The 23,160-nt window shown below is 70.6% G+C and carries 17 protein-coding genes, 2 tRNA genes and 1 pseudogene; 4 read left to right on the top strand and 16 right to left on the bottom strand.

Going from position 1 to position 23,160, the window contains the following annotated elements; translation table 11 throughout:
- Window positions 1–26 precede the first annotated feature (26 nt).
- From ABZZ74_RS24835 to ABZZ74_RS24820, 4 genes are read right to left on the bottom strand one after another with little or no spacing between them, the layout of a single operon-like run.
- Entirely contained in the window at window positions 27–467 is a 441-nt protein-coding gene (locus ABZZ74_RS24835) for a hypothetical protein (protein WP_356768400.1), read from the bottom strand.
- A complete protein-coding gene (locus ABZZ74_RS24830) occupies window positions 464–2,536 on the bottom strand; it encodes an integrase (RefSeq protein WP_356768398.1) in 2,073 nt (690 codons plus the stop codon). Before ABZZ74_RS24830 ends, ABZZ74_RS24835 begins: the two co-directional genes overlap by 4 nt.
- Window positions 2,533–4,452 (bottom strand): hypothetical protein, encoded by a 1,920-nt coding sequence (locus ABZZ74_RS24825; protein WP_356768396.1) that lies wholly within the window; start codon window positions 4,450–4,452, stop codon window positions 2,533–2,535. Before ABZZ74_RS24825 ends, ABZZ74_RS24830 begins: the two co-directional genes overlap by 4 nt.
- Window positions 4,436–5,902 (bottom strand): hypothetical protein, encoded by a 1,467-nt coding sequence (locus ABZZ74_RS24820; RefSeq protein WP_356768394.1) that lies wholly within the window; start codon window positions 5,900–5,902, stop codon window positions 4,436–4,438. Before ABZZ74_RS24820 ends, ABZZ74_RS24825 begins: the two co-directional genes overlap by 17 nt.
- Before the next feature lie 418 nt (window positions 5,903–6,320).
- Between ABZZ74_RS24820 and ABZZ74_RS24815 the strand changes: the two genes are divergently transcribed.
- Complete coding sequence (locus tag ABZZ74_RS24815) at window positions 6,321–6,929, top strand: hypothetical protein (RefSeq protein ID WP_356768392.1); 609 nt, start codon at window positions 6,321–6,323, stop codon at window positions 6,927–6,929.
- A 130-nt stretch (window positions 6,930–7,059) separates the two neighbouring features.
- Here the strand turns inward: ABZZ74_RS24815 and ABZZ74_RS24810 are convergent.
- From ABZZ74_RS24810 to leuS, 5 genes and pseudogenes are all read right to left on the bottom strand, one after another.
- Window positions 7,060–9,012, bottom strand: a pseudogene (locus tag ABZZ74_RS24810) (ComEC/Rec2 family competence protein); the annotation flags it as partial.
- A 119-nt stretch (window positions 9,013–9,131) separates the two neighbouring features.
- Complete coding sequence (locus tag ABZZ74_RS24805; protein WP_356768390.1) at window positions 9,132–10,256, bottom strand: ComEA family DNA-binding protein; 1,125 nt, start codon at window positions 10,254–10,256, stop codon at window positions 9,132–9,134.
- Between the two features lie 116 nt (window positions 10,257–10,372).
- Complete coding sequence (locus tag ABZZ74_RS24800) at window positions 10,373–11,218, bottom strand: DegV family protein (protein ID WP_356768388.1); 846 nt, start codon at window positions 11,216–11,218, stop codon at window positions 10,373–10,375.
- Between the two features lie 72 nt (window positions 11,219–11,290).
- Window positions 11,291–12,019, bottom strand: a complete 729-nt coding sequence (locus ABZZ74_RS24795) for a hypothetical protein (RefSeq protein ID WP_356768386.1) — start codon at window positions 12,017–12,019, stop codon at window positions 11,291–11,293.
- A 174-nt stretch (window positions 12,020–12,193) separates the two neighbouring features.
- Window positions 12,194–15,067: a leucine--tRNA ligase gene (gene leuS, locus ABZZ74_RS24790; protein WP_356768384.1), complete on the bottom strand. Its 2,874-nt coding sequence runs from the start codon at window positions 15,065–15,067 to the stop codon at window positions 12,194–12,196.
- Window positions 15,068–15,487: 420 nt separating this feature from the next.
- Here leuS and ABZZ74_RS24785 point away from each other — a divergent pair, with 420 nt between their 5' ends.
- Both ABZZ74_RS24785 and ABZZ74_RS24780 read left to right on the top strand, forming a co-directional pair.
- Window positions 15,488–16,807, top strand: a complete 1,320-nt coding sequence (locus ABZZ74_RS24785) for a ferric reductase-like transmembrane domain-containing protein (RefSeq protein ID WP_356768382.1) — start codon at window positions 15,488–15,490, stop codon at window positions 16,805–16,807.
- The gene (locus ABZZ74_RS24780) at window positions 16,804–18,414 is read left to right on the top strand and encodes an NADH-ubiquinone oxidoreductase-F iron-sulfur binding region domain-containing protein (RefSeq protein WP_356768380.1); all 1,611 of its coding nucleotides are present in this window, start codon (window positions 16,804–16,806) and stop codon (window positions 18,412–18,414) included. Before ABZZ74_RS24785 ends, ABZZ74_RS24780 begins: the two co-directional genes overlap by 4 nt.
- Window positions 18,415–18,542: 128 nt before the next feature.
- On the opposite strand, the gene ABZZ74_RS24775 is transcribed toward ABZZ74_RS24780, so the two are convergent.
- The 4 genes from ABZZ74_RS24775 to ABZZ74_RS24760 form a co-directional block, all read right to left on the bottom strand.
- Window positions 18,543–18,615 (bottom strand) — tRNA-Ala (locus ABZZ74_RS24775).
- A 104-nt stretch (window positions 18,616–18,719) separates the two neighbouring features.
- The gene (locus ABZZ74_RS24770) at window positions 18,720–18,953 is read right to left on the bottom strand and encodes a hypothetical protein (protein WP_003976229.1); all 234 of its coding nucleotides are present in this window, start codon (window positions 18,951–18,953) and stop codon (window positions 18,720–18,722) included.
- Between the two features lie 3 nt (window positions 18,954–18,956).
- Window positions 18,957–19,130, bottom strand: coding sequence for a hypothetical protein (locus ABZZ74_RS24765; protein ID WP_133041029.1), 174 nt, complete (start codon window positions 19,128–19,130; stop codon window positions 18,957–18,959).
- Window positions 19,131–19,199: 69 nt separating this feature from the next.
- Complete coding sequence (locus ABZZ74_RS24760; RefSeq protein WP_356768616.1) at window positions 19,200–20,564, bottom strand: MFS transporter; 1,365 nt, start codon at window positions 20,562–20,564, stop codon at window positions 19,200–19,202.
- Between the two features lie 239 nt (window positions 20,565–20,803).
- Between ABZZ74_RS24760 and ABZZ74_RS24755 the strand changes: the two genes are divergently transcribed.
- Window positions 20,804–21,670, top strand: coding sequence for a helix-turn-helix transcriptional regulator (locus ABZZ74_RS24755; RefSeq protein WP_356768378.1), 867 nt, complete (start codon window positions 20,804–20,806; stop codon window positions 21,668–21,670).
- A 28-nt stretch (window positions 21,671–21,698) separates the two neighbouring features.
- Here the strand turns inward: ABZZ74_RS24755 and ABZZ74_RS24750 are convergent.
- From ABZZ74_RS24750 to rsfS, 3 genes are all read right to left on the bottom strand, one after another.
- Window positions 21,699–21,771: transfer RNA gene (locus ABZZ74_RS24750), tRNA-Ala, on the bottom strand.
- A 78-nt stretch (window positions 21,772–21,849) separates the two neighbouring features.
- Window positions 21,850–22,521, bottom strand: coding sequence for a histidine phosphatase family protein (locus ABZZ74_RS24745; protein WP_356768376.1), 672 nt, complete (start codon window positions 22,519–22,521; stop codon window positions 21,850–21,852).
- A complete protein-coding gene (rsfS, locus tag ABZZ74_RS24740; RefSeq protein WP_208783010.1) occupies window positions 22,521–22,964 on the bottom strand; it encodes a ribosome silencing factor in 444 nt (147 codons plus the stop codon). Before rsfS ends, ABZZ74_RS24745 begins: the two co-directional genes overlap by 1 nt.
- Window positions 22,965–23,160: the final 196 nt, after the last annotated feature.

Genomic DNA, 23,160 nt, shown 5'->3' with positions numbered 1-23,160 from the left:
CTTTTCGTGGCGAACGTCTCCGAAGATCAGCGCGGTCCGGTGACCTCGGGGCGGGTGGAGGCCCGGTGTCCGTCGAGGGCGACAACTGCTCCCTGGCCAGGGAGGTGCCCGCGTAGGGCGGTGTTGTCGTGGTGGAGTGCGGCGATGACAGTGGCGGCAGCGGTCAGCCGCCGGTTGAGTTCGGTGATCTCTCGCTTGGCTGTGCCGAGTTGTCGGCGGAGGTCGTCGATGTCGGCGTCGCGGCGGGCCTCGCCGGGGGTGAGGCTGCCATGAGTCTCGATATGGGCGTCCCAGTCGGCCAGCACCGCCTTCGCGCGGAACATCGTGGCCGGGCTGACGCCCGCCTCCAGGGCAAGGTTGTTCTTCGTGAGTCGGCCGTCGCTGTGCTGCGGTTTGCCCGCCAGGAGCCGGTCCATGGCGTCGCGGAGCCTGTGCTCGGTCTTGGCCGAGACGCCCGTGTCGCTCATCGTCCGGCCTTTCGCAGAACGGCCCGTGCCTCGTCCCGCTGCTGTTCGAGCGCCGCGCGATGTCCCGGGGCCAGGCGGCGGGTCTCCAGGAGTTTGGTGAGGGATCGCTCCTCGCTGTCCCAGATCTCGACGTGCTGGGGGCCGATCATGCTGTTGCCGCAGCGGTCCGGGCGACAGCGGTCGGGCAGGGGGCCGGTGTGGCCGGTTGGGATCACGGTGTTCTCCAGACAGACGGCGCCGGCAGGGTTGGCGGCGTCGAACAGGCAGTTGTTCAGGGTTCCGAAGCGGATGGAGATGCGGGCCTGCTTCAGCAGCGCGTGTTCGACCGTCGCGTCGCCTCCTTGGGCGTCGACGGTGTCGCGGATCGTGTCGAAGGTGCGGGTCAGCTGGTCGGCGCCAGGGCCGAAGCCGATCGGCTCGTTCGCCTTGTGGGCGGCGAACAGGTCCCGCAGTCCGCGGAACCGGGCGGCTTCGACCGCGGCGTCCAGGTGCTTGGCCCAGGACGCCGCGGAGGCGGCATAGCCCTGCGTGGTGCGGTTGGCCAGGGCCCGTGAGGCGACGTGCTTGAGCTGGATGCCCAGGGCGATCTCGGAGCCGGGGAACTGGTCGGTCAGCATGCTCATGGTCCGGCGGAACATGTGCGGGGCAACCCGCTCGGACGGGATGGGCTCCAGCCCGTTGACGTCGGTCCGGGCATTCACGTGCGCGACGAAAGCCTTGATCCCTTCGGCCGCGGTGAACCGTTCCGCGTTCCTGACCTCTCCGGCGATGCCGGTGAACAGCCGCTCGGGGTGAGGGGTGATCTCCTCGGCCAGGGCCAGCGCTCGGGCGACCGGTTCGATGATCCACCAGTGCTTGCGGGGGAAGTCCTCCTCGCCCTTGACCTCCGCCGAGACCACGGCCGGCGCCCCGAAGTACTCGACCACCGAGCCTTTGAGGATCTCCTGGACCTCGGAGTCGCGCATCATGCTGAGCGCGGTGACGAAGATGTAGCAGGCGACCCGGATGATCTCGATCTCCCGCTTCAGACTGCGGGGTGCGAGTCCCCGGCTCCAGCCGCCCATCGTGCCGTCCGCGCGCCTGACCTGCACATACTCCGGCAGAAGGCTGGCGCTCGCGCACTGGCCGCGCTCCACCGCCTCCAGCGCGACCTTCCGAAGGCCCCGGTGCGGGTTGAAGATGTTGGCCGCTCTGTCGATGCCGATCAGGAACGACAGCAGGGTCCAGTGGACCTCGCCCGCGTCCGTGATCCGCGGCGGCAGGAGCTCGTCGTGCAGCGGGACGCGGTTGCCCGGGTCGGCCAGCCAGGCCCGAAGCCGGTCTGCCGCGCCCAGGGACGACCGTGTCGCCTCCGCCTGGAGCTGCCGCCATCGCTCCTGGGCTCGCAGGATGTCCGGAGCGAAGGTGTCGATGTAGGTCCAGGCGGCCCGGACCAGAGGGAACCACACCTCCGGCGGGATGACCGGCGTCGACAGCGTCCCAGGGCCGCTCGCAGCGACACCGGCAGCCGCCCGCGAGGACATGCCTGCCCAGGGATCTCGGGGCAGGCCGCCCCCGGTCAGAAGCGGTCCGCAGCGGTGCAGCTCGCGGATCACCGTGATGTGGCTGACCACGGTGCCGACGGACAGCCCCGACTCCTTCAGCCCGGCGATGCGGACGTGCAGCTGATGCTCGGACCAGACCCCGAGATCCTCCGGAAGACCGCGCTCAGCGGCCCAGGCCGCCAGGGCCCGCAAGGGACCGAGCCTCCTGATGGCCGTCTGCGGGTCGACCGGCCTGCGCGGTGCGGGAATCCCGGCGGCCATCACCTTCGGGTGCCGCGGGCTCAGTGCGATCACGGCCAGTTCCCGAGCCCGAAGGTGCCAGGAGCCGGTGAAGCCACCGAACTTCAGCTTCCACTCGGCCGGGTGCAGGTTCGCCGGACGCCGCAGGACCCCATTCAGGTCCCACTGATCACTCTGCCCGAAGAGTGGACTGACCCCGCCCGGCAGCAGGGAACGCGAGGTCAGGACCGGCTCGTCCGCGCGGAAGACCGCGCCGGCCAGCAGGTCGGGGGCTGTGCTGTTCATGCGTCGAACTCCGCTCGTGCGGCGAGGGGAAGCTGCAAGGTGGCGGTGCCCTCGGCGATGTGCCAGCGGGCGGCAGCGGTCTCCGCCTCGGTCCGCTCGGCGAGGACCGCCGCCAGGTTGGCGGCGGTCTGCCCCCAGAGGGTCTGGAAGTGGACCGGGCTCAGCCGGGTGCGCAACTCCTCCAAGTGGTCCTGGAATAAAAGCAGTTGAGGCAGGTGCGAGGGCAGAATCCAGGCGTTGCGGCACTCCAGGCAGCGCAACGGGGCGACCGCGCAGAGGTCACCGGGGCGGGAGAACGGCGAGTCGAAAGGATCACGGCAGCTGGTGACGCCCATCTCCATCGCCCCGCTTCGCAGGTCCTCGACCTGTTCGGCGCTCAGCCCCAACTCCCGCAGGGCCGGTGTGGATTCCTCCTCACCGAGCACCGCCTCGGCCGCGGCGTCCAGGACGACCGGGCCAGCGGTGGCCTTGTCGAACCAGGACTGCTGAGCTGTGGTGATCACCTGTCCGGAGATCATCCGCAGAGTTGTGCCCTGCGCGTAGTGGCCGCGGAACGTCTCCTCGTGGTGATCGTCCGCGATGTCGGTGATCCGGCCGCCGAAGGCGACGGCCTTCTCCACCTTCACAGACTTCCTCAGCCGCCGGATGTCGGCCCGGCCCTCCAGATCGAGCCCCATCTCCTCCACCCACCGCCCGAACAGCCGCAGCCGTCCCCGGCTGACGGTGAACTGCCAGTTGGGCGGCAGCGTTCCCTGCAAGAACAACGGCGCCGGACGGGCGTCGCAGAGCTCGCGCAAGGGTGCGGTCGTCTCCATCAGCTGCCGGACGATCGCTGAGACTTCCAGGCGGGGCCGGTCCGCGTACTCGCGAACGTGCTCAACCGCGTTCACCTTGTCCATGCGGGTGAAGGCCCGGCGGTGAATCCTGCGGGCCCGGTTCTTGGTCATGGTCAGCCGGATGCCGTTCTCGGTGAACTCCACCGAGTCCTCCGTCAGGCCGGTCACCTCCTCCGGTGCGTGCCCGGTCGCGGCGACCAGGAGGACCCGGAAGGCGTGCAGGTCCCGCTCGTTGGGATAGAGCTGGTTCAGCAGACCGCGGAGCAGGACGTGGCCGCGCATTCCGGAGCTCGTGCCCTCGGTCCGGATGTTGTCCGGGATGAGCGCCGCCAGCTCCGGCGTCAGGGGGAAGGGAATCTTCTGGGCCATCTCCAGGGGCGACACGGTCCGGTGGGCCAGGGCCCAGAGCAGATCCGGCATCCTCGACCAGCCGTGTTCGGCCGGGTGTCCGCCGACGGCGGCCATCTCCCAGCCGTCCCGCAGCCGCCTGCGGAGCCGGGCGACGTCGTCCCAGGCCGCCCTGACCAGCGCGGCCTTGTCCTTGCGGGAGAACTCATCCAGCTCCTGGGTGGTGCCCCAGGCCAAGCCGTGGTGCTGGGCGGCCACTCGTCCCAGCCTGGCGGCGAGGACCCGGTCGGGATGCTGCTGACGCCGGTTGATCAGAATGCGCAGGTTCGCCGCGAAGGCCCCGGGACGTGTCGACCTGCGCGGCCACTTGGCGGGCAGCGACTGTTCCCAGGCCAGCAGCACCGCGGCCAGATCCGGGTCCTCCCTGGCCAGGGACGCCTTCGCCGCCCGGTCCGGCAGATGGGCGTCGACGTACTCGCAGAACAGCCGCAGGACCTGGCGGTGGTTGCTGGCCGTGCCGGTCCTGCGGGCGGTCACCTCGATGTATTCGACCCACTCGTCTGCGAGTTCCTCCGCGAGCGTCCGGCAGGCGAACTGCGACGGGTCGAACCGCAGGACCCGCTTCTTGCCCGTGGCGTCCGGCGTGACCACCTGCCGGACGCCGATCCTCACCGGCCCCGGATCGGGGTCGTCGTGCCGGAAGTCCCGGCGCCGTTCACCGCGCCGCGGCATGACCGGCCTCCTCGACCTTCATGGCCCGCAGGGCGATGTCCGCGTAGGTGTCCTCATCCCCGGCCACCCACTGGGCGAACGCCGCGTCGACGTAGGACATCGGGTCCTCCAGGTAGCGCAGGTACTCGTAGGTCACGGCCGGGCTCGAATGACCGAGCCTCCGGCTGACGATCAGCAGCGGGTTGAAGGCGATGTGCTCGGCGAGCGTCGCCGTGCCCGCCCGGTCCGCGGTCCGCTCGCGCTCGGCCGCCCGCCGCATCAGGAAGTCCAACAGCCGAAGGGCGAACGTGTGCCTTAGGTCGTGGAAGCGCCAGCGCTTCGTAGGGAGTTGAGGGGCCCGCTCGTCCTCACGGACCGCCGTCATCCGGTCCCATGCCTGGTAGCGGACCCGGTCCCAGGACGACGAGGTGAGCATCAGGCTGCCGTGACCGATGAACACCGCCAACGGCTCCAGCCCGGCCGGTCCCTCGTGGACCGTGACCCGCCTCAGCTTCGGCGGCATCGCCGGCCAGGCGAACGCCCGGTCCCGGCCCTGCCAGCGTCCCCGCAGCCGACGCCGTGCGTAGTCGATCTCGGCGACCACAAACAGGTCCCGGTGGCGCCGCTCCAGCGTGCGGGCCATCGCCTCCGCCATCTCCGGCCGCTCGATCAGCACGAAGCGGTCCACCGAGGTCAGCGTGTCTGGCGGGACGTAGGCGAGGCGGTGCTTCTGGTATTTCGCGCATGCCTGGAGGTCGAACTCCGCCCCCTCACCGGGGCGCCGCCGCCCGACCGCGAGTTCCGGCAGCAGCACCGTCGACCACTCCTGTGGCCGCATCCCCGACGTCAGGGCCAGGTCGGCCGCCGCCCGGCTCCGGTTCGGCGCCTGGCCGCGGAAGGCCCGGTCCACCCCGCCGTCCAGGTTCTGCCCGCCCAGTCCGACGTCCCGGAAGAACAGGTACTGCCCCAGCGTCAGGTGCCGGATGTCCATGTCCCGGCTCATCCCGGTGGACAGCGGGTTCGAGGAGCCGGCCGCCCGCAGAGGCGACGCCCGGCGCAGGTGCTGCCTGACCATCCAGTCCAGCAGCGTGTTGATCACCGAAGCCTCGCGGTCCCAGACCGTCCCGCCCACCGGCTCGTCCTGCAACTCCGTGCGCGACCGCCGGTAAGCCACCAGGTCGGACTCCACTGCCGTGGCCAGGTCCCGGCCCCGCTCCGCCAGGAACTCCATCAGCCGCAGCACGATGTAGGCGTAGTGCCGCAGCGTGTCCTCCGGATCGCGCCCCAGGTAGGCCAGGTGACGAAACCAACTGCACGCTGGCTCGACCGGCCGCATCTGCTCGTCCACGATGACCGGCAGACGCTCCGGGAGTGCACGGAAGTCCAGCCGTCGTAACGCCTCCTCGCCCACCTCCGGGAACAGCTCAGCCCGCTCCCGGAGATAGGCACGGCGAACGAAGAACAGATCCACTACCTCTCCCGGTGACAGAACGCCCAACCGACATAGGTAACGAGGATGGGGAACCTACGGCGTCAACCTTCCCCGCCTCATCGCCGAGATCGGTGATCACCAGCCGTCGCAGTCAGGACACGAAGAGGAACGGTAATTCACTCGCGAATAGACCTTGGATGAAGGTACGAAATTCGCGGATCACCATCAGACCTTGCCGAGACCGCACCGCAGTGGACCCAAGCACCGCAAGGGTTTCGGGAGCTTTGTGGGTTTGGGGCAACAACTTCCCGCACGTGACCATGGCCACGGGAGACACTTTCGCAGCACGAGGTGTGCGTGGCAGCCTTACTCCACAACATAAAAAACCGGGGGCGCTGGCGATCTCTCTCGAGAAAAGGTCGGTCGCCACCGCCCCCACGGACCTACTGGAGGTTCGATGGAAACTGAGTCTAGCGCGGCTCAGGAAGGAACACGCAAGGAAAAACACGGACCGTTGCCGGACGGTAACCCCTGGACCGGCGCGGTGATCGTATCGCTCCTCGCATCCAGCTTGGTGCTGATCGCACTGCATCAGCACCTGATCCTCGTCATCCTGGTCGCCGCAGGACTCGGGGACCTTGCTCGGACCCTGTCCGACATCCTTGGAGGCTGGAACAAGGTCACCGTAATTACACTTGCATGTTTCGAGGTCGCCGGGCTCACACTCGTCGGCCTCTATCACGTTGACGCCACACTGATCGAGTTGACGTTCCTTGTCGCGGTATCGATCATTAACAGGCTCCGAAAGGACGGCGCAAACACCGTTCATCTTGCTGAAGATCCGCAGGAAAGGGCAGAGGCAGAAACCGGAGCCTCAAAACTCCTTGTTCCACGACAGGTTGCTGGCACGGAGGATCAACACGAAGGGGCGGTCACAGAGACCAGGACCCGGAAACCCTTGGATCCAGGAAAGATTGCCGCCGCAGGGGGCCTGTTCCTCATATTTCTCATCTCCAGGAAAAAGCTGTACCAGGGCATCAAGCGCGTTAGTGATAGGCGTATCTGAGAGAACATCACAAGCACAGGAAGCTGTACGCCCCCTCCTAGGAGGGGGCGTACAGCTGTCGACGCGCTCCCGACTCCGATGCTCCGGTCCGGCTGTCTCTCGATGAGAGTCGCCACAACTACCAGGAGAAGAAGTGGGTGAGCACGACGAGCGGGACGCGGGTGATCCCGAGCGTGCGCAGACAGTGGTCGACCAGCTTGGGGTCGGGCCCGGCGTCCACGACCACACCAGCGCCGTCCCCCGCCGCGAGCACCGTCGCATCGCCCTGGCCCACATCGCACATCGCGAACCGCCATCCCGGCGGCGGCCACCCCGTGATCACCCGGGTCAGCGGCGGTGGCTGCACGACGACGAGCAGCAGCAGAAGCCCGCACGCCACGCACAGCCACGGGTGCCGCAGCAGCCGCCGCCCGACCAGTACGACGACCACCGTGACCAGGGCCAGCAGCAGCGCCCCGCCCCAGCTGCCGGGCCAGTCCACTCCCCCGCCGGGCAAAGCCGCCCCGGCGCGGGCGACACCCGCGATCCACCCGGCGGGCCAACTCCCGCACCACGCCAGCGCCTCGGCCACGGGCATCGCCACCGGCGCCGTCGCCAGTGCGGCGAAGCCCAGCACGGTCGCCGGGGCGACGGCGACCTCGACGAGCAGGTTGCAGGGCACCGCCACCAGGCTCACCCGCGCCGACAGCACGGCGACGACCGGCGCGCACAGGGCCTGCGCCGCGGCCGCCGCGGCCAGCCCCTCGGCCAGCCTCGGCGGAACCCGGTGCCGTCGCAGCGCCTCGCTCCAGCGCGGGGCGAGGATGAGCAGCGCGCCGGTGGCCAGCACGGAGAGCAGGAAGCCGTAACTCCGCGACAGCCAGGGGTCGTAGAGCACCAGCAGCAGGACGGCCGTCGCCAGCGCCGGGATCAGCGATCTGCGGCGCCCGGTCGCCAGGGCCAGCAGGACGACGGCTCCGCAGGCGGCGGCGCGCAGCACGCTCGGGTCCGGGCGGCACACGACGACGAACCCGAGGGTGAGCGCGCCGCCGAGCACCGCGGTCGCGCGCAGCGGAATGCCGAGCCTGGGCGCGAGCCCTCGGCGCTCCACCAACTGGGCCATGCCGGGTGGTCCGATGAGCAGGGCCAGGATGATCGTGAGGTTGCTTCCGGACACCGCGAGGGTGTGCGCGAGGTCCGTCTCCTCGAAGGCCTCGTCCAGCTCCGGGCCGATCCGCGAGGTGTCGCCGACGACCAGCCCCGGCAGCAGGGCCCGGGCGTCCTCCGGCAATCCGTCGGTCGCCTCCCGCAGCCCGCCCCGCAACCGCCCGGCGAACCGCTGTGCCGCCGACGGTCCCCCCACCACCTCCGGCACGCCCTTGTCCCGGACCCGCAACACCCCGGCGACCCGGTCCCCACCGACCAGCGCGGGCACGACCCGCGCCACGACCCGCACCCGCGTGGAGGGCAGCAACTCGAGCCAGGGCGACCGGGGCGGGCCCTCGACGGAGGGTGCCCTGCCGGCTTCCGCCCTACTGGCTGCCGACCTGCCGGCTGCCGACCCGGCGGCGTCCGCCCTGTCGGCTTTCGCCTCTCGCGACGCGACGTTCACGATCACTAGCACGGGCGCCCGCGTCGCCACGACCGTTCCGTCCGCCTCCTCGACCCGGCGCACCTCTCCCTCGACCAGCACGGAGGCCGGGGCTGCGTGGTCCCCTCTCACCCTGGGCCGGGTGACCCGCGGGTCGTGGGTCACCTCGACCTCGGCCGTCACGGTGGCGTACCGCCGCGCCAACTCCGGCACGGGCCCACGGCGCACATCGACACCGTGCAACCCGGCGGACACGGCGGCCGCGGTGACGCACAGCAGCAGGGCGGCGAGAGAGGTCCGCGGCCATGCACCTCTCCCAGTACGGCCGCCCGCCACCACCCGTCTCCCCGCCAACAGCAGCAGACCCGCAGCGCCAAGACAGAGCACTGCGATGCCCGTGCCCCACCCTGGCGGGGCGTCCAGTGTCAGCGCCGCCGTCGCCCAGGTCGCGAGCGCGGGTGGGACGAGGCGCAGGTCCGTCGGTCCCTCCTGCCGGGGGTGGGCCGCTCCCAGGCGGGTTCCGGAGGCGGCGTGGACGGCGGCGCGGGCGTCGGCCCGGTTGTCGGCCCGGTTGTCGGCCCGGTTGTCGGCGCGGTGATCCGTACCGTTCCCGGGCCGAACGGGGTCGCGGCTCATGGCCGCACCAGATTCCGCAGGTCGGCGAAGCGGCGGTCGCCGATGCCGTTCACCTCGCGCAGCTCGTCCACCGAGCGGAAGCCGCCGTGCTGTGTGCGGTAGTCGATGATGTGCTGGGCCAGGACAGGGCCCACGCCCGGCAGGGTGTCGAGCTGGTCCACGGTCGCCGTGTTGAGGGCGACGGGCGCCCCTGAGGCCGCCCCTGCCGGACCACCGCCGGCCGCACCGGCAACACCCGCCGGACCGCGCGCCGGAGCGGCCGGCCCGCCCACGACCACCTGCTCGCCGTCGACGAGGAAACGGGCCCGGTTGAGTCCGTCCGTGTTCGTGCCGGGCCGCACGCCACCGGCCGCGCGCAGGGCGTCGACGACCCGTGAACCGGCCGGCAGCCGTTGGATCCCGGGCCTGCGGACCTTGCCACTGACATCGACGACGATCTCGGCGCCGGCGGTGGCCCCAGCCATACCTCCGGCCCGCGTCACACCGCCGGAGCCACCCGCACCCGACTCTCCGTCAGTCTTCCAGCCGCCGAGCCTCCCCTGCCCGAACTCCCCCTCCCCGCCCTTCCCTTCACCGAGCGGCACCGCCGCCGGCACCACCTCCGGTGCCCGCACGGACTGCGGCCGCCCGCTCCAGAAGTGCTGCACGGCGAACACGGCGGCGACCACGAGCAGCACCCCGAGCGCGACCACGCTCCGCCGCTCCAGCCCGCACCGCGTCTGCAACCACACCGGCATCCGCTCCCGCAGCGCGGGTCCGACGCGCGCCCGCCAGGTCTCCACCGGCCGCCGGACCTCGGTCTGTTCGGCCACATCTCCCGCCGGTGGAAAGCCCCGCCCCTCCCCTTGAGGGCAGTCCCGCCCCTCCTGAGGCAAGTCACCCCCGTCCTCCTCGGGCGGTCCCGGCGGCCCCGGTGGCCCCAACCCCCGCCATCCCTCCGGCCGTTCGGGAAACAGCACCTCCGCCCGCCGACGGAGCTCCTCCGCCGACTCATGCCGATGCCGGGCCCGCCCCCGGCTTCCTGCCGGTGCGCGGCGATGGCGAATCCGGCCGTCCGTGGCGGGGCCGCGTCCGGGGCCGCTGGAGACGGTCGCTGTGCGTGAACGTGATCGAAGTGCCATGCGGCGAGGATCACCCGCCCCGCCACCACCGCGATGATCTTGCTCAATTCCTGGGGATTACCCACCGGTTGTGGACAACTCCGCCACCCGCACGGGTGAACCGATCAACGTCACCGTCACCGCGGCGAGACCACGACCCCCAGCAGTCCGGGCCCGGTGTGCGCCCCGATCACCGCCCCAACCTCGCTCACATGCAGGTCCGCCAGCCCGGGCACCCTCGCCCGCAGCCGGTCCGCCAGCGCCGAGGCCCGGTCGGGGGCGGCGAGATGGTGGACGGCGATGTCGACCGGCGCGCTGCCGGCCCGGTCGACCGCGATCTCCTCCAGCCGGGCGATCGCCCTGGACGCGGTCCGGACCTTCTCGAGGAGTTCGATTCTCCCGCCGTCCAGTTGGAGCAGCGGTTTCACGGCCAGCGCCGAACCCAGCAGCGCCTGTGCCGCGCCGATCCGACCGCCCCGGCGCAGATAGTCGAGGGTGTCGACGTAGAAGTAGGCGGAGGTGCCCGCGGACCGCTTCTCCGCGGCCGTGACGGCCTCGTCCACCGTGCCGCCCGCCTCGGCCGCCTCCGCGGCGGCGAGCGCGCAGAAGCCGAGCGCCATCGCGACCGTCCCGGTGTCCACCACCCGCACCGGCACCGGCGCCTCACGCGCCGCGAGGACCGCCGCGTCGTAGGTGCCCGACAGTTCGGCGGAGAGGTGCAGGGAGACGATTCCGGTGGCGCCGGTCTCGGCGACCTTGCGGTAGGTCTCGGCGAAGAGCTGGGGGCTGGGCCGCGAGGTGGTGACGGGGCGCCGCTTCTGCAGTGCCTGGGCCAGCGAACGGGTCGAGATCTCGGTGCCCTCGTCCAGCGCCTGGCCACCGACGACCACGGTCAGGGGGACCGCTGTGATGCCGTGGCGCTCCATCGTCCGCGGCGGCAGGTAGGCCGTTGAATCGGTGACGATCGCGACATGGCGGGACATGAGCTGGAGGTTACCTGGCGTAGTGCCCGTACGGCAGCCCGACCCCTGTCACCTGGTCTGCCCTTGACCGGATCAAGTAGTGCTCTCGGGACGGGGTTTCTTCTGCCAGGGGTAGCTCGGGCGCTGTCCCGGCGGGGTGATGGCGGCCCGCTTCGGCTCCTCGGCTCGGCGCGGTGTCTCCGGCCAGGTCTGCTGCGCCCTCGCGTTGTCGGCGGCCGGTGCGTCCGGCCACGGCGGCGGGGCGGCGGACGGCTCCTCCTTCGTCCAGTGCCGCAGGGCGCCCGCCTCCACGTCGATCTGGGCGCTCAGCGTGTCCAGGTCGTCCGCGGCGAACCGGTGGGCCCGGTCCCGGGCCGCCCAGCGCAGGGAGTCGGCGGACTGGGTGATGCGCTCGGTGCGGGCGCGCAGGTCTGGCAGCCGCTGGGCGAGGGTCGCCCGGTCGGGCTCGCCCTCGAGGCGCTTGAGCTCGCCGTCCAGTTCGTGCCCGTGCACGCTCAGTCGCCGGAAGAGGTCAAGGGACTCCTTCAGGGACTGGTCGTCCCGGGCGCCCGCGTGCAGCGCGTCCTGGGTGGCGCGCATCGAGGTGCGCAGCTTCAGGCGCAGCGCGGCGACCTCGGCCGCCGGCCCCTGTTGCACGAAGCTCTTGGCGCGCAGGGTGTGGTCCTCGACCGTGCGCCGGGCCTGGTCGATGGTGCGGTCCACGCCGCGCTTGGCGGCGCCGATCACCTTGACGGTGGCGTACGCGCCGAGCACCAGGAAGAGGACGAAGAGCAGGGCGAACACTGCGATCACTGCTTCCACTGTGCTCCTCCTCCGGGCTGTCGCGACATGTCGCGCGGCTCTTCCACGGTAAACGAGACGGGCAGGTCCGGAGTTCCAGAAGAACCCCGAACCTGCCCGTGGAAGACCCGGATCCTGCCCTTAGGGGACTACCCGGAGACGGCGGACGTGTCGCCCGCCCCACCTGCCCGACGGTTACGCGGGAACGATGTTCACCAGCTTCGGCTCACGCACGATGACCTTGCGGATCCCGGCGCCCTCCAGTGCCGCGACGACCTTCTCGTCGGCCAGCGCCACCTTCTCCAGCTCCTCCGCGGAGATGGACGGCGGCACCTCCAGGCGGGCCTTGACCTTGCCCCGGATCTGCACGACGCAGGTCACGGCCTCGTCGACCACGTACCGCGGGTCGGCGACCGGGAAGTCCTGGTGGACGACCGAGTCGGTGTGGCCCAGCTTGCGCCACAGTTCCTCGGCGATGTGCGGGGCCAGCGGCGCGATCAGCAGGACCAGCGGCTCGGCGACCGAGCGCGGCACGGTTCCGCCCGCCTTGGTCAGGTGGTTGTTCAGCTCCGTGACCTTGGCGATGGCGGTGTTGAAGCGCAGGCCCTCCAGGTCCTGGCGGACTCCGTCGATCGCCTTGTGCAGGGCCCGCAGCGTGTCCTCGTCGGGCTCGGCGTCGGAGACGGTGACCTCACCGCTCGCCTCGTCGACGATGTTGCGCCACAGCCGCTGCAGCAGCCGGAACTGGCCGACCACCGCGCGCGTGTCCCACGGCCGCGAGACGTCCAGCGGACCCATCGCCATCTCGTACAGGCGCAGGGTGTCGGCCCCGTACTCGGCGGCGATCTCGTCCGGAGTGACCGCGTTCTTCAGGGACTTGCCCATCTTGCCCAGCAGCCGGGAGACCTTCTCGCCCTGGAAGTAGTAGGCGCCGTCGCGCTCCTCCACCTCGGCGGCCGGCACGGCGATGCCCCGGCTGTCGCGGTAGACGTAGGCCTGGATCATGCCCTGGTTGAACAGCTTGTGGAACGGCTCCGCGGAGGAGACGTGCCCCAGGTCGTACAGCACCTTGGACCAGAAGCGGGCGTACAGCAGGTGCAGCACCGCGTGCTCGGCGCCGCCGACGTACAGGTCGACGCCGCCGTGCGGCATGCCCGCGCGCGGGCCCATCCAGTACCGCTCGATCTCCGGGTCGACCAGCTGCTCGGCGTTGTGCGGGTCCAGGTAGCGCAGTTCGTACCAGCAGGAGCCGGCCCAGTTGGGCATGGTGTTGGTCTCACGGCGGTACTTCTTCGGACCGTCGCCCAGGTCCAGGGTGACGTCGACCCACTCCTCGTTCCGCGACAGCGGGGTCTCGGGCTGGGTGTCGGCGTCGTCCGGGTCGAAGGTGCGGGGGCTGTAGTCCTCGACCTCGGGCAGCTCCAGCGGCAGCATCGACTCGGGCAGGGCGTGCGCGACGCCGTCCTCGTCGTAGACGATCGGGAAGGGCTCGCCCCAGTAGCGCTGGCGGCTGAACAGCCAGTCGCGCAGCCGGAAGTTGACCGTTCCCTCGCCGATGCCCTTGCGCTCCAGCCACTCGGTGATGCGCGCCTTGGCCTCGGCGACCGGCAGGCCGTCCAGGGAGATGTCGTCGTTCGAGGAGTTGATGATCTTCGCCTCGTACGACGCGAAGGCGTCCTCCCACGTGGAGGTGTCGGTGCCGCGGCCGTCGGTCGGCTCGACGATGCAGACGATCGGCAGTTCGAAGGCGCGCGCGAACTCGAAGTCGCGCTGGTCGCCCGCCGGGACGGCCATGATCGCGCCGGTGCCGTAGCCCATCAGCACGTAGTCGGCGATGAACACCGGGACCTGCCGGCCGTTGACCGGATTGGTCGCGTAGGCGCCGATGAAGACACCGGTCTTGTCCTTGGCCTCGGCCTGCCGCTCCACGTCGGACTTGGAGGCGGCCTGCGCGCGGTAGGCGGCGACGGCCTCGGCGGGCGTGGCGTGACCGCCGGTCCACACCTCGTGGGTGCCCTCCGGCCAGGCGGCCGGGGTGAACTTCTCGACCAGCGGGTGCTCAGGCGCCAGCACCATGTAGGACGCGCCGAACAGGGTGTCCGGGCGGGTGGTGAAGACCGTGATGCGCTCGCCGTCGATCGGGAAGTCGACGCGGGCGCCCTCGGAGCGGCCGATCCAGTTGCGCTGCTGCAGCTTGATCGCCTCGGGCCAGTCCAGCGCCTCCAGGTCCCGCAGCAGCCGGTCGGCGTAGGCGGTGATGCGCATGTTCCACTGGCGCAGCTTGGCCTTGAAGACGGGGAAGTTGCCGCGCTCGGAGCGGCCGTCGGCGGTGACCTCCTCGTTGGCCAGCACGGTGCCCAGGCCCGGACACCAGTTGACCGGCGCGTCGGAGGCGTAGGCCAGCCGGAACCCGCCCAGGACGTCGGCGCGCTCCGTGGCGCTCAGCTCGTGCCACGCGCGCGTGTGGCCCGGTACGACGCGCTCACCGGTCTCGAACTGGGCGATCAGCTCGGAGATCGGACGGGCCCGGTCCGCCTCGTCGTCGTACCAGGAGTTGAAGATCTGCAGGAAGATCCACTGGGTCCACTTGTAGTACTCCGGGTCGATCGTGGCGAACGACCGGCGCTTGTCGTGGCCCAGGCCCAGCCGGCGCAGCTGGACCTTCATGTTCTCGATGTTGGCCTCGGTGGAGACACGCGGGTGCGTGCCGGTCTGCACCGCGTACTGCTCGGCGGGCAGGCCGAAGGCGTCGAAGCCCAGGGTGTGCAGGACGTTGTGGCCCGTCATGCGCTGGAAGCGCGCGAAGACGTCGGTGGCGATGTAGCCCAGGGGGTGGCCGACGTGCAGGCCCGCACCGGAGGGGTACGGGAACATGTCCATGATGTACTTCTTGGGGCGGGCGACGACCTCCGGGTCGCCGGCCAGGTCACCCTTGGGGTTCGGCGCCGCGTACGTGCCCTCGGCGTCCCAGAAGTCCTGCCAGCGTGCCTCGATCTCGGCCGCCATCGCGGCCGTGTAGCGGTGCGGCGCGACCACCTCGGCGGTGGCAGCGGGGTTCGTCTCGCTCATGATCCTCAAGCTCCATCGGTCGTCTCTGCCAGCGGCTGCTCGTTGCCGGAAACGAAAAATCCCCTCGCACAGGAGGGGACGCCGCGCCGATTCCGAACCATCCGGTCCGCCCGGTGGTCGGGACTGATCAGCGCGGCCCGCTAAGCAGAAGGCGTACGGCACGCATGGCGTTAGGGTACCGCAGCGCTTGAGCACGATGCGACGCGCTTCCGTATGGGTCCTTGGCACCGGGCGCACGCCCGGTGCCACAACTGAATCACGGTCAAAGTTACTTCGCGTAACACCCGACATCCGGACATCACAACGACTGCGTTGTCCTTAGGTAACAGCGCAATAACTCAAACCTCGTACCGATCGGTATGGCGCCACTTAGAGTTCGGCAGCGGGACCGCTTTCCCGAAACTGCTCGGAGTTGCCCCCATGAACCCTCGTCGTAGTAACAGCTCGCTCCCCAAGCCCGGCCGGTCGGCCTATGGGGTGGCGACGGCTGTCGTCCTGCTGCTCATACCCATAGTCGTGCTGGCCGGCGGCGACTGGCTGCAGCAGTTTTTGAACTTCGGTGCGGGCGTGCTGTCGCTCGTCCTGCTCACCTGCTCGTGCATCTGGGGCCTGGTGGCCCAGGACCGGCTCATCCTCAACATCCGCCAGCGGATCGTGGCGCAGGGCATCCACCGGGTGACCGCCGTCGCATCCATCGCGTTCCTGATCGTCCACATCGGGGAAAAGATCGCGCTCGACCACGCCAGCTGGATCGCGACTCTGATCCCGTTCGGTCTGGTGTTCTCCGGCAGCGGGGACGCGAACCCGGACAGCGCCGCCCTGATCGGCATGGGCTCTATGGCCGCCTACCTGATGATCTTCGTAGGCGTCACCGGCGCCCTGCGCAACCAGTTCGCCTCCCCGGCGCCGGTCGCGGCCCGCTGGCGCGCGATGCACATGCTGGCCTACCCCGCCCTGTGCTTCGCGGTGATCCACGGCCTGTTCGCGGGCCGCCCCGCGAAGCCCTTCTTCATGATCTCGTACGAGCTGTGCCTGGTCGGGATCATGGCGGCCCTCGCCCTGCGCGCGGCCCCGCGCCCGTTCAAGCGCAGGGTCGCCGACCGGCTCGCCATGATGCTCGGCAACGAGCCGACGGCCGCCCGCGACGATCTCGAGTCCAGCCGCGCGCGCGTGGCCAAGGCCTCGTCCGCACTGCCGGGCTACGAGATGCGCGCACCGCGGCAGGCCCCCACGGAGACGATGACCCCACCCGCCACCAACGGGTTCTACGACACCGGCTTTTCGCGCACGATGCCCCCGGACTCCACCGGTGGCTTCGCGGCCGCCTACCGCGCCGTCACGCCCCAGCAGCGCACCCAGCAGCCCTACGGAGCCGACCAGACGGCCCGCATGGACCTGCCGGACATGCAGGGCACGGGGGGCATCCCGCGCGTGGACACCGGCGGCAGCACCTCGGGCACCTGGCCGGTCCCCACTCCGCCTCCGGTCGGCGAGGCGCCACCGTCGGCGTACGACCCGATGCAGGACACCGGATACAACATCCCTACCTATGGCAATTCGGGCACCACCGCGTACCAAAGCAGTGATGTGTACGACACCGGTGAGACAAACAACCTCTACGGGACGTACAACCCGAACGACACGTACAACAGCGGTCCCGCCAATCAACCCCCCGGTGAGTCGTTCGACGCATCGGGTTCGGGCGAACCTTGGAACACGCCTTCCGGAGGCTATAGGTGAACGAGGCCCTGCCCGACGTTCCAGAAGTCCGCGTGGTCGGTCTTCCGCAGCTCACGTCGGGCTTCGACCTTGTCGAAAGACTTGATCTGCCCATGCACCTCAAGGTGCATGGGCCGCTCGACCCCCTCGGCGGCGAGGCACTCGCCAAGCTCGCCGAGAACATCAGCCTGAAGGGCCGCGGCGGCGCGGGCTTCCCCTTCCATAAGAAGCTGCGCTCGGTCGCCGAAGTGGCGATCAAGCGCGGGGTGCGGCCCGTCGTGGTCGTCAACGGCAGCGAGGACGAGCCGGCCTGCCGCAAGGACACGGTGCTCATCAACCGTGCCCCGCACCTCATCCTGGACGGCGCGCTGCTGTGCGCCGAGGCCCTGGGCGCCCGCACGCTCGTGATCGGCGTCACCCGGGAGTCCACCCAGCGCTCCATGGAGGCCGCCCTCGCCGAACGCGGCCTGAGCAACAGCCGCCGCTCGGCCCTCAAGGCGTTCGTCCAGCGCAACCCGGTCCGCATGGTGACCGGTGCGGCCGCGTCGCTGATCCGGTCGATCGACGGCGGCCCGGCGATCCCGCCCGGCCGCAAGGTCAGCGCCTCGCAGAACGGCGTCGGCGGTGCGCCCACGCTGCTGTCGAACGCCGAGACCTTCGCCCAGCTGGCCATCGCCGCCCGCATCGGCCCCGAGCGCTACGGCAACACCGGCCTGTACGACGAGCCGGGCACCGTCATGCTCACCGTCTCCGGCGCGGTCGCCCGCCCCATGGTGATCGAGGTCCCCACGGGCGTGCCGCTGCGCTACGTGCTGCAGCTGGCCGGCGCCCCGCCGGTCCCGCAGGGCGTGCTGACCGGCGGCTACCACGGCAAGTGGATCGACGCGGCGACCGTCAACGAGGCGGTCATCTCCCGCAACTCCCTGGACGCGGTGGGCGGTGCGCTGGGCGCCGGCGCGATCCTGCCGATCAGTCAGGAGACCTGCCCGCTCGGCGAGTCGCTGCGGGTGGCGCAGTGGCTGGCCGAGGAGAGCGCGGGCCAGTGCGGTCCCTGCTACCTCGGTCTGCCGGCCGCCGCGCGCGGCATGGAGGACATCATCAACGGCGGCGGTCCGGCCGCCCTGGAGGCCCTCAAGCAGGTCGCCAAGAACGTCAAGCGGCGCGGTGCGTGCTCGCACCCGGACGGCTCCGCGATGTTCCTGGAGTCGACCATCAAGGCATTCACCGACGACCTGGCCGCCCATGTCCTCGGAAACGGCTGCGGACGGCCCGTGGAGGGCGTTCTGCCGCTCTTCGAGGGTGGCAAGATGCCTACAGGCATCCCGGGCGGCGCGGAGGCCCCTGCGGACAACGGGGCCAGCCGCCAGAAGATCTACGTCGACTGGACGCTGTGCCGGGGCCACGGGCTGTGCGCGGACATCCTCCCGGAGGTCTTCGAGCTGGGCGCCGACGGCTTCCCGACCGTCGCCCAGGCGCAGGTGCCGCGCTACGCGGAGGCCAAGGCGGTCCGCGCGGTGCGCCGCTGCCCTGCGCTCGCCCTGCGCATCGAGGAGGAGACGCCCCGCGCCCCCGCCCGCAACCTGCCGGTCCTCTCCCAGGGCCGCGGACGGCGCGCCCTGGGCCGCTGAGCCGCACGCGCACGTCGAAGGGCCGCCCGACCGGGCGGCCCTTCCGTTTGCGCCGACTCCCGGAAGTCAACTCCCCCTGAACGCAGAAAAGATCCCGCCGGATCGTGATGATCCGGCGGGATCTGCTGTGGAGCTAAGGAGAATTGAACTCCTGACCTCCTGCATGCCATGCAGGCGCTCTACCAACTGAGCTATAGCCCCTTGCGGTGTGTTCCGCCCGGTTTCCCCGGCGGCGACGCCAACATTACACGGTCGACCGGGTGGAACACCAAATCGTTTGCCCGAGGCCCGCGCGCGGGACGGGGTCAGGCTGTCACGAACGAGTAGAACCGCTTGAGCGTGCAGTGTTCCTCCAGAAGACGGCCGTAGATCGGCTCGCCCTCCAGCTCGCGGTAGGTCTCGATCGGGTCGCCCTTTATGATCAGCGCCCGCGCGCATTCCTCGCACCAGTACTGGTAGTCGGGATTGACCGGTTCCATGTCGCGGACGATGGGCGTACCACTGCCGCACCAGTCGCACTTCCGCCTGTGTGCACCCATCGTTCAGCTCCAGCTGTGGCCGCAGGCCGTGCACACGTAGGAGATCCCGCCGTTGTCGCCGAGAACCTGCGCGACGTGGGCGGAACCACAGGAAGGGCAGCTCAGGCGGGTGACCGTGTCCCGTGTCGACGCCGCTTCGAGGAGGTGGCCGTCCTCCTCGAGGATGCTCGCAGGCATCACTGCTCCCTCCCGTCGGGCCGCGCCCCCTTCCGGCCGTTTGATTCTGCCACGGCCGGACCGATACGGTCAGCGACGCCTCAGTACCAGTCCGGACACGGCACCCACCGCGGCCGTACCGGCCAGCGCGAACATGCACGCCAGAAGCGCCTCCGCAGAGGTATACGCCCCCGGGGCCCCAAGTGACTCAAGCCGGTTCAAGAACAGTGTGCCGAACGCGGCGACTCCGGTCAGCTGTCCCAGCTGTGCGACCGTGGCGAGCAGGCCGCTGGCGTCCGCCGCGTCCTCCGGCCGGACGGTGGCCAGCGCCCGGGTCAGGGTCGGGCTGAAGCCGAGCGCGATGCCCACGCCGACACCGGCGTACGCCACGTACAGTGCGGCCCCGCCGTCGTCGCCGCCCTTCAGCAGCAGCCCCACGCCGATCACGGACAGGGCGGTCACCACGAAACCGGCCGGCGTCAGCAGCCGCTGCCAGGACGCGGGCCAGGAGCGCCAGGTCAGTCCCACGACGCCGAAGACGACCGCCGTCGGCGCGAAGCCGAGGCCCGCGCGCAGGGCGCTGTATCCGAGGCCGCCCTGGACGTGCAGGGTGAGCACGAACAGGAAACCGCCGTTGACGGCCATGACCGCCAGGATGCGGAACACCGCCAGGCCCATGCCGGGCTGCCGCAGCACCCGTGGTGCGATGAGCGGGGCGCCGCCGCGCCGGGCCAGCCCGGACTCGTAACGGCTGAACAGCGCGAAGAGGACCGCCGCGCAGGCCAGGGACAGCCAGGACCACAGCGGCCAGTCCTGCTCCTGGCCGAGCACCAGCGGCACCGTGAACAGCGACACGGCCGCGCCGAGCAGCAGCAGACCGGGCAGGTCCAGGCCGCGCGCCCGCTCCGGTGCGGCCGAGTCCCTGGCCGGCAGGACCCGGCTGCCGACGGCCAGCAGGACGAGGCCCACGGGCACGTTCACCAGGAACACCGGCCGCCAGCTCGTGCCGAACAGGTCGGCGCTGACCAGGAGTCCGCCGACGACCTGCCCGGCGGCGGCGCCGACGGCGATGACGGCTGAGTACGCGCCGAGCGCCCGGGCCCGGGCCTCGCCGGTGAAGGTGCGCTGGATCAGGCTGAGCACCTGCGGGATCATCACGGCCGATCCGGCGCCCTGCACCAGCCGGAACACGATGAGTTCGGTCGACCCCCGGGCCAGTCCGCAGGCCAGCGAGGCGACGGTGAACAGGGCGAGCCCGGCGAGATGGACCCGGCCGTGTCCCAGCCGGTCGCCGAGGCGGGCGCCGGTGATCAGCAGCACCGAGTACGTGATGGCGTATCCGGCGACGACCAGCTGCAAGTCGGAGCCGGAGGCGTGGAGTTCGGTGCCGATGGTGGGAGCCGCGACGTTCACGATGAACACGTCGAGCAGGGCCATGAACTGGGCCGCGAGCACCAGCGCGAGCAGTTGCCGGGACCGGTTGTCAGTGGCGGGGGCTTTACTGGATGCGGGGCGTGGAGCCGGGACGGAACCCGGCCCCGTCCCGGGCGTGGTCGTCGTCATGCCGTCGAGCCTGACGACGACTCGGTACGGGTGCCGAGAGCCCGCCGATGCTGGTACTGACAGCACCTGGCAGCGGACAAGCCCGGCATTGAGGATGGGTGTACGACGGGGACGTGACGGGGGACGTGACGATGACGACGACACATCGCAAGCGGCCGGAGCTGGCCGCCTTCCTGCGCACGAGGCGGGCCCGGGTGACTCCGGCGGACGTCGGCATGCCCCCGGGGTTCAGACGCCGCACACCGGGCCTGCGCCGCGAGGAGGTCGCCCAGCTCTCCGGCGTCGGCGTGACCTGGTACACATGGCTGGAGCAGGGCCGCCCGATCAACGCCTCCGCGCAGGTCCTGGACGCGGTGGCGCGCACACTGCGGCTGGACCCGCCGGAGCGGGAGCATCTGTACCGGCTGGCGGAGGTGCCCTTCGAACCGGACCCGGAGCGGCTGACGCAGTCCGTCGGGCCGGAGGTGCAGAGCATCATCGACGCCCTCGACCCGCTCATGGCGGTGGTCTACAGCTCGCGGTACGACGTCCTGGCCACCAACGCCGCCTACCGCGCCCTGTTCCTGGTGCCGGAAACGCTCCGGATCGGCGTACCGAACGTGCTGTGGACGCTGTTCACACTGCCGGAGGAGGCCTGCCCGGTGGTGTACCGCGACCGCGAGCTGCCGCTGATGGTGGCGACGCTGCGGTCCTGGTACGGCCGCCACGTGGGCGAGCCGGCCTGGGAGGGGTTCATCAGCGGACTGTCGGAGGCCAGTCCCCACTTCGCCCGGCTGTGGGCGAGCGGCGAGGTGACACCTCCGGGGCCGCGGGTGAAGACGTTCCGTCATGAGGCGGTGGGCGAACTGCGGATGGGCTCGCAGTCGCTGCAGATCGACGGGATGCCGGAGTGCCGCATCGTCGTCTACACGCCCGAGGACGAGGCGGCACGGACGAAGGTGGCGCTGCTCCGGGAGCGCAGCGAGCGGGTGTGGCCAACGAGAAATCCCGCCTCCTGACGGAGGCGGGATCCCGGTGTGAAGTTTGTGGAGCTAAGGAGAATTGAACTCCTGACCTCCTGCATGCCATGCAGGCGCTCTACCAACTGAGCTATAGCCCCGTGTTCCCTCGTTCTCCCCGCTCGGCGGGGCGAACAAGAAGAACTTTAGCCTGCGACCTGCCGGAAAGTGAAATCCGCTCAGTCGTCGTCACCGAGCACCGGTTCCGGCAGGGTGCCGGCGTTGTGCTCGAGCAGCCGCCAGCCGCGGGCGCCCTCGCCCAGGACCGACCAGCTGCAGTTGGAGAGACCGCCGAGGCTCTCCCAGTGGTGGGCCTCCAGACCGAGCAGGCGCCCGATGGTGGTGCGGATCGTCCCGCCGTGGCTGACCACGACCAGCGTGCCGTCGTCGGGGAGCTTCTCGGCGTGCCGGAGCACCACGGGGGCCGCCCGGTCGGCAACCTCGGTCTCCAGCTCGCCGCCGCCCCGGCGGACCGGCTCACCGCGCTTCCACGCGGCGTACTGCTCGCCGTACCGCTCGATGATCTCCTTGTGCGTCAGCCCCTGCCAGACGCCCGCGTAGGTCTCGCGCAGGCCCTCGTCGTGGGTGACCTCCAGGCCGGTGAGCGCGGCGAGCTCGGCCGCCGTGTGGGCCGCGCGCTGGAGGTCGGAGGCGACGATCGCGTCCGGCGCCAGGGAGACCAGCAGCCGGGCGGCCCGGCGGGCCTGAGCCAGCCCGGACTCGGTCAGCGGCACGTCCGTGGTGCCCTGGAAGCGGCGCTCCACGTTCCACGCGGTCTGGCCGTGCCGCCACAGGATGACGCGGCGGCCCCGCCCGGGGCGGCCGGTGGACACCTCACCGGTGGCGCTCATCACCACTCACCGCCGAGGTCGGCTGCCTCCTCGGCAGCCTGCAGCTTGGCGTGCTCCTCGCCCTTGCCGCGGGTGGCCTTGGCGTCGGCGGGCAGCTCCAGCTCGGGGCAGTCCTTCCACAGCCGCTCCAGGGCGTAGAAGACACGCTCCTCGCTGTGCTGGACGTGGACGACGATGTCGACGTAGTCGAGCAGTACCCAGCGGGCCTCGCGGTCGCCCTCGCGGCGCACCGGCTTGGCGCCGAGTTCCTTCTGCAGCCGCTCCTCGATCTCGTCGACGATCGACTTGACCTGGCGGTCGTTGGGAGCGGAGGCCAGCAGGAAGGCGTCCGTGATCGACAGGACGTCGCTGACGTCGTAGGCGATGACATCGTGCGCGAGCTTGTCGGCGGCCGCCTGGGCGGCGGTGTGGATGAGTTCGATGGAGCGGTCGGTGGCGGTCACTACGTGGCTTTCGGTCGGCGGTCACTTGACACCAAGGGTCTCACGGACCGCCGGGCGCACCCCACGTGATTAAGGGATCACGTGGGGCGCCCGCCGGGTGACTAGTAGATTGTCGCAGCTAATTTCTGGGGTAGAGGTGGCGCAGTTTGATGCGTGCGTCGTGGTTGGTGAACTGCCAGTCCACCTGACGCTGGTC

This window comes from Streptomyces sp. NPDC006476, assembly GCF_040612015.1.
Classification (GTDB): domain Bacteria; phylum Actinomycetota; class Actinomycetes; order Streptomycetales; family Streptomycetaceae; genus Streptomyces; species Streptomyces griseorubiginosus_B.
This window is presented reverse-complemented; position numbering and strand designations above follow the sequence as displayed.

What these genes read in the sequence shown, in the direction of transcription:
- ABZZ74_RS24785 (WP_356768382.1), top strand. Translation starts at nt 15,488, where the DNA reads ATGAACCCTCGTCGTAGTAACAGCTCGCTCCCCAAGCCCGGCCGGTCG.
- ABZZ74_RS24770 (WP_003976229.1), bottom strand. Translation starts at nt 18,953, where the DNA reads ATGGGTGCACACAGGCGGAAGTGCGACTGGTGCGGCAGTGGTACGCCC.
- ABZZ74_RS24825 (WP_356768396.1), bottom strand. Translation starts at nt 4,452, where the DNA reads ATGCCGCGGCGCGGTGAACGGCGCCGGGACTTCCGGCACGACGACCCC.
- leuS (WP_356768384.1), bottom strand. Translation starts at nt 15,067, where the DNA reads ATGAGCGAGACGAACCCCGCTGCCACCGCCGAGGTGGTCGCGCCGCAC.
- ABZZ74_RS24745 (WP_356768376.1), bottom strand. Translation starts at nt 22,521, where the DNA reads ATGAGCGCCACCGGTGAGGTGTCCACCGGCCGCCCCGGGCGGGGCCGC.
- ABZZ74_RS24835 (WP_356768400.1), bottom strand. Translation starts at nt 467, where the DNA reads ATGAGCGACACGGGCGTCTCGGCCAAGACCGAGCACAGGCTCCGCGAC.
- ABZZ74_RS24800 (WP_356768388.1), bottom strand. Translation starts at nt 11,218, where the DNA reads ATGTCCCGCCATGTCGCGATCGTCACCGATTCAACGGCCTACCTGCCG.
- ABZZ74_RS24755 (WP_356768378.1), top strand. Translation starts at nt 20,804, where the DNA reads ATGACGACGACACATCGCAAGCGGCCGGAGCTGGCCGCCTTCCTGCGC.
- ABZZ74_RS24805 (WP_356768390.1), bottom strand. Translation starts at nt 10,256, where the DNA reads ATGGCACTTCGATCACGTTCACGCACAGCGACCGTCTCCAGCGGCCCC.
- ABZZ74_RS24830 (WP_356768398.1), bottom strand. Translation starts at nt 2,536, where the DNA reads ATGAACAGCACAGCCCCCGACCTGCTGGCCGGCGCGGTCTTCCGCGCG.
- ABZZ74_RS24815 (WP_356768392.1), top strand. Translation starts at nt 6,321, where the DNA reads ATGGAAACTGAGTCTAGCGCGGCTCAGGAAGGAACACGCAAGGAAAAA.
- ABZZ74_RS24765 (WP_133041029.1), bottom strand. Translation starts at nt 19,130, where the DNA reads ATGCCTGCGAGCATCCTCGAGGAGGACGGCCACCTCCTCGAAGCGGCG.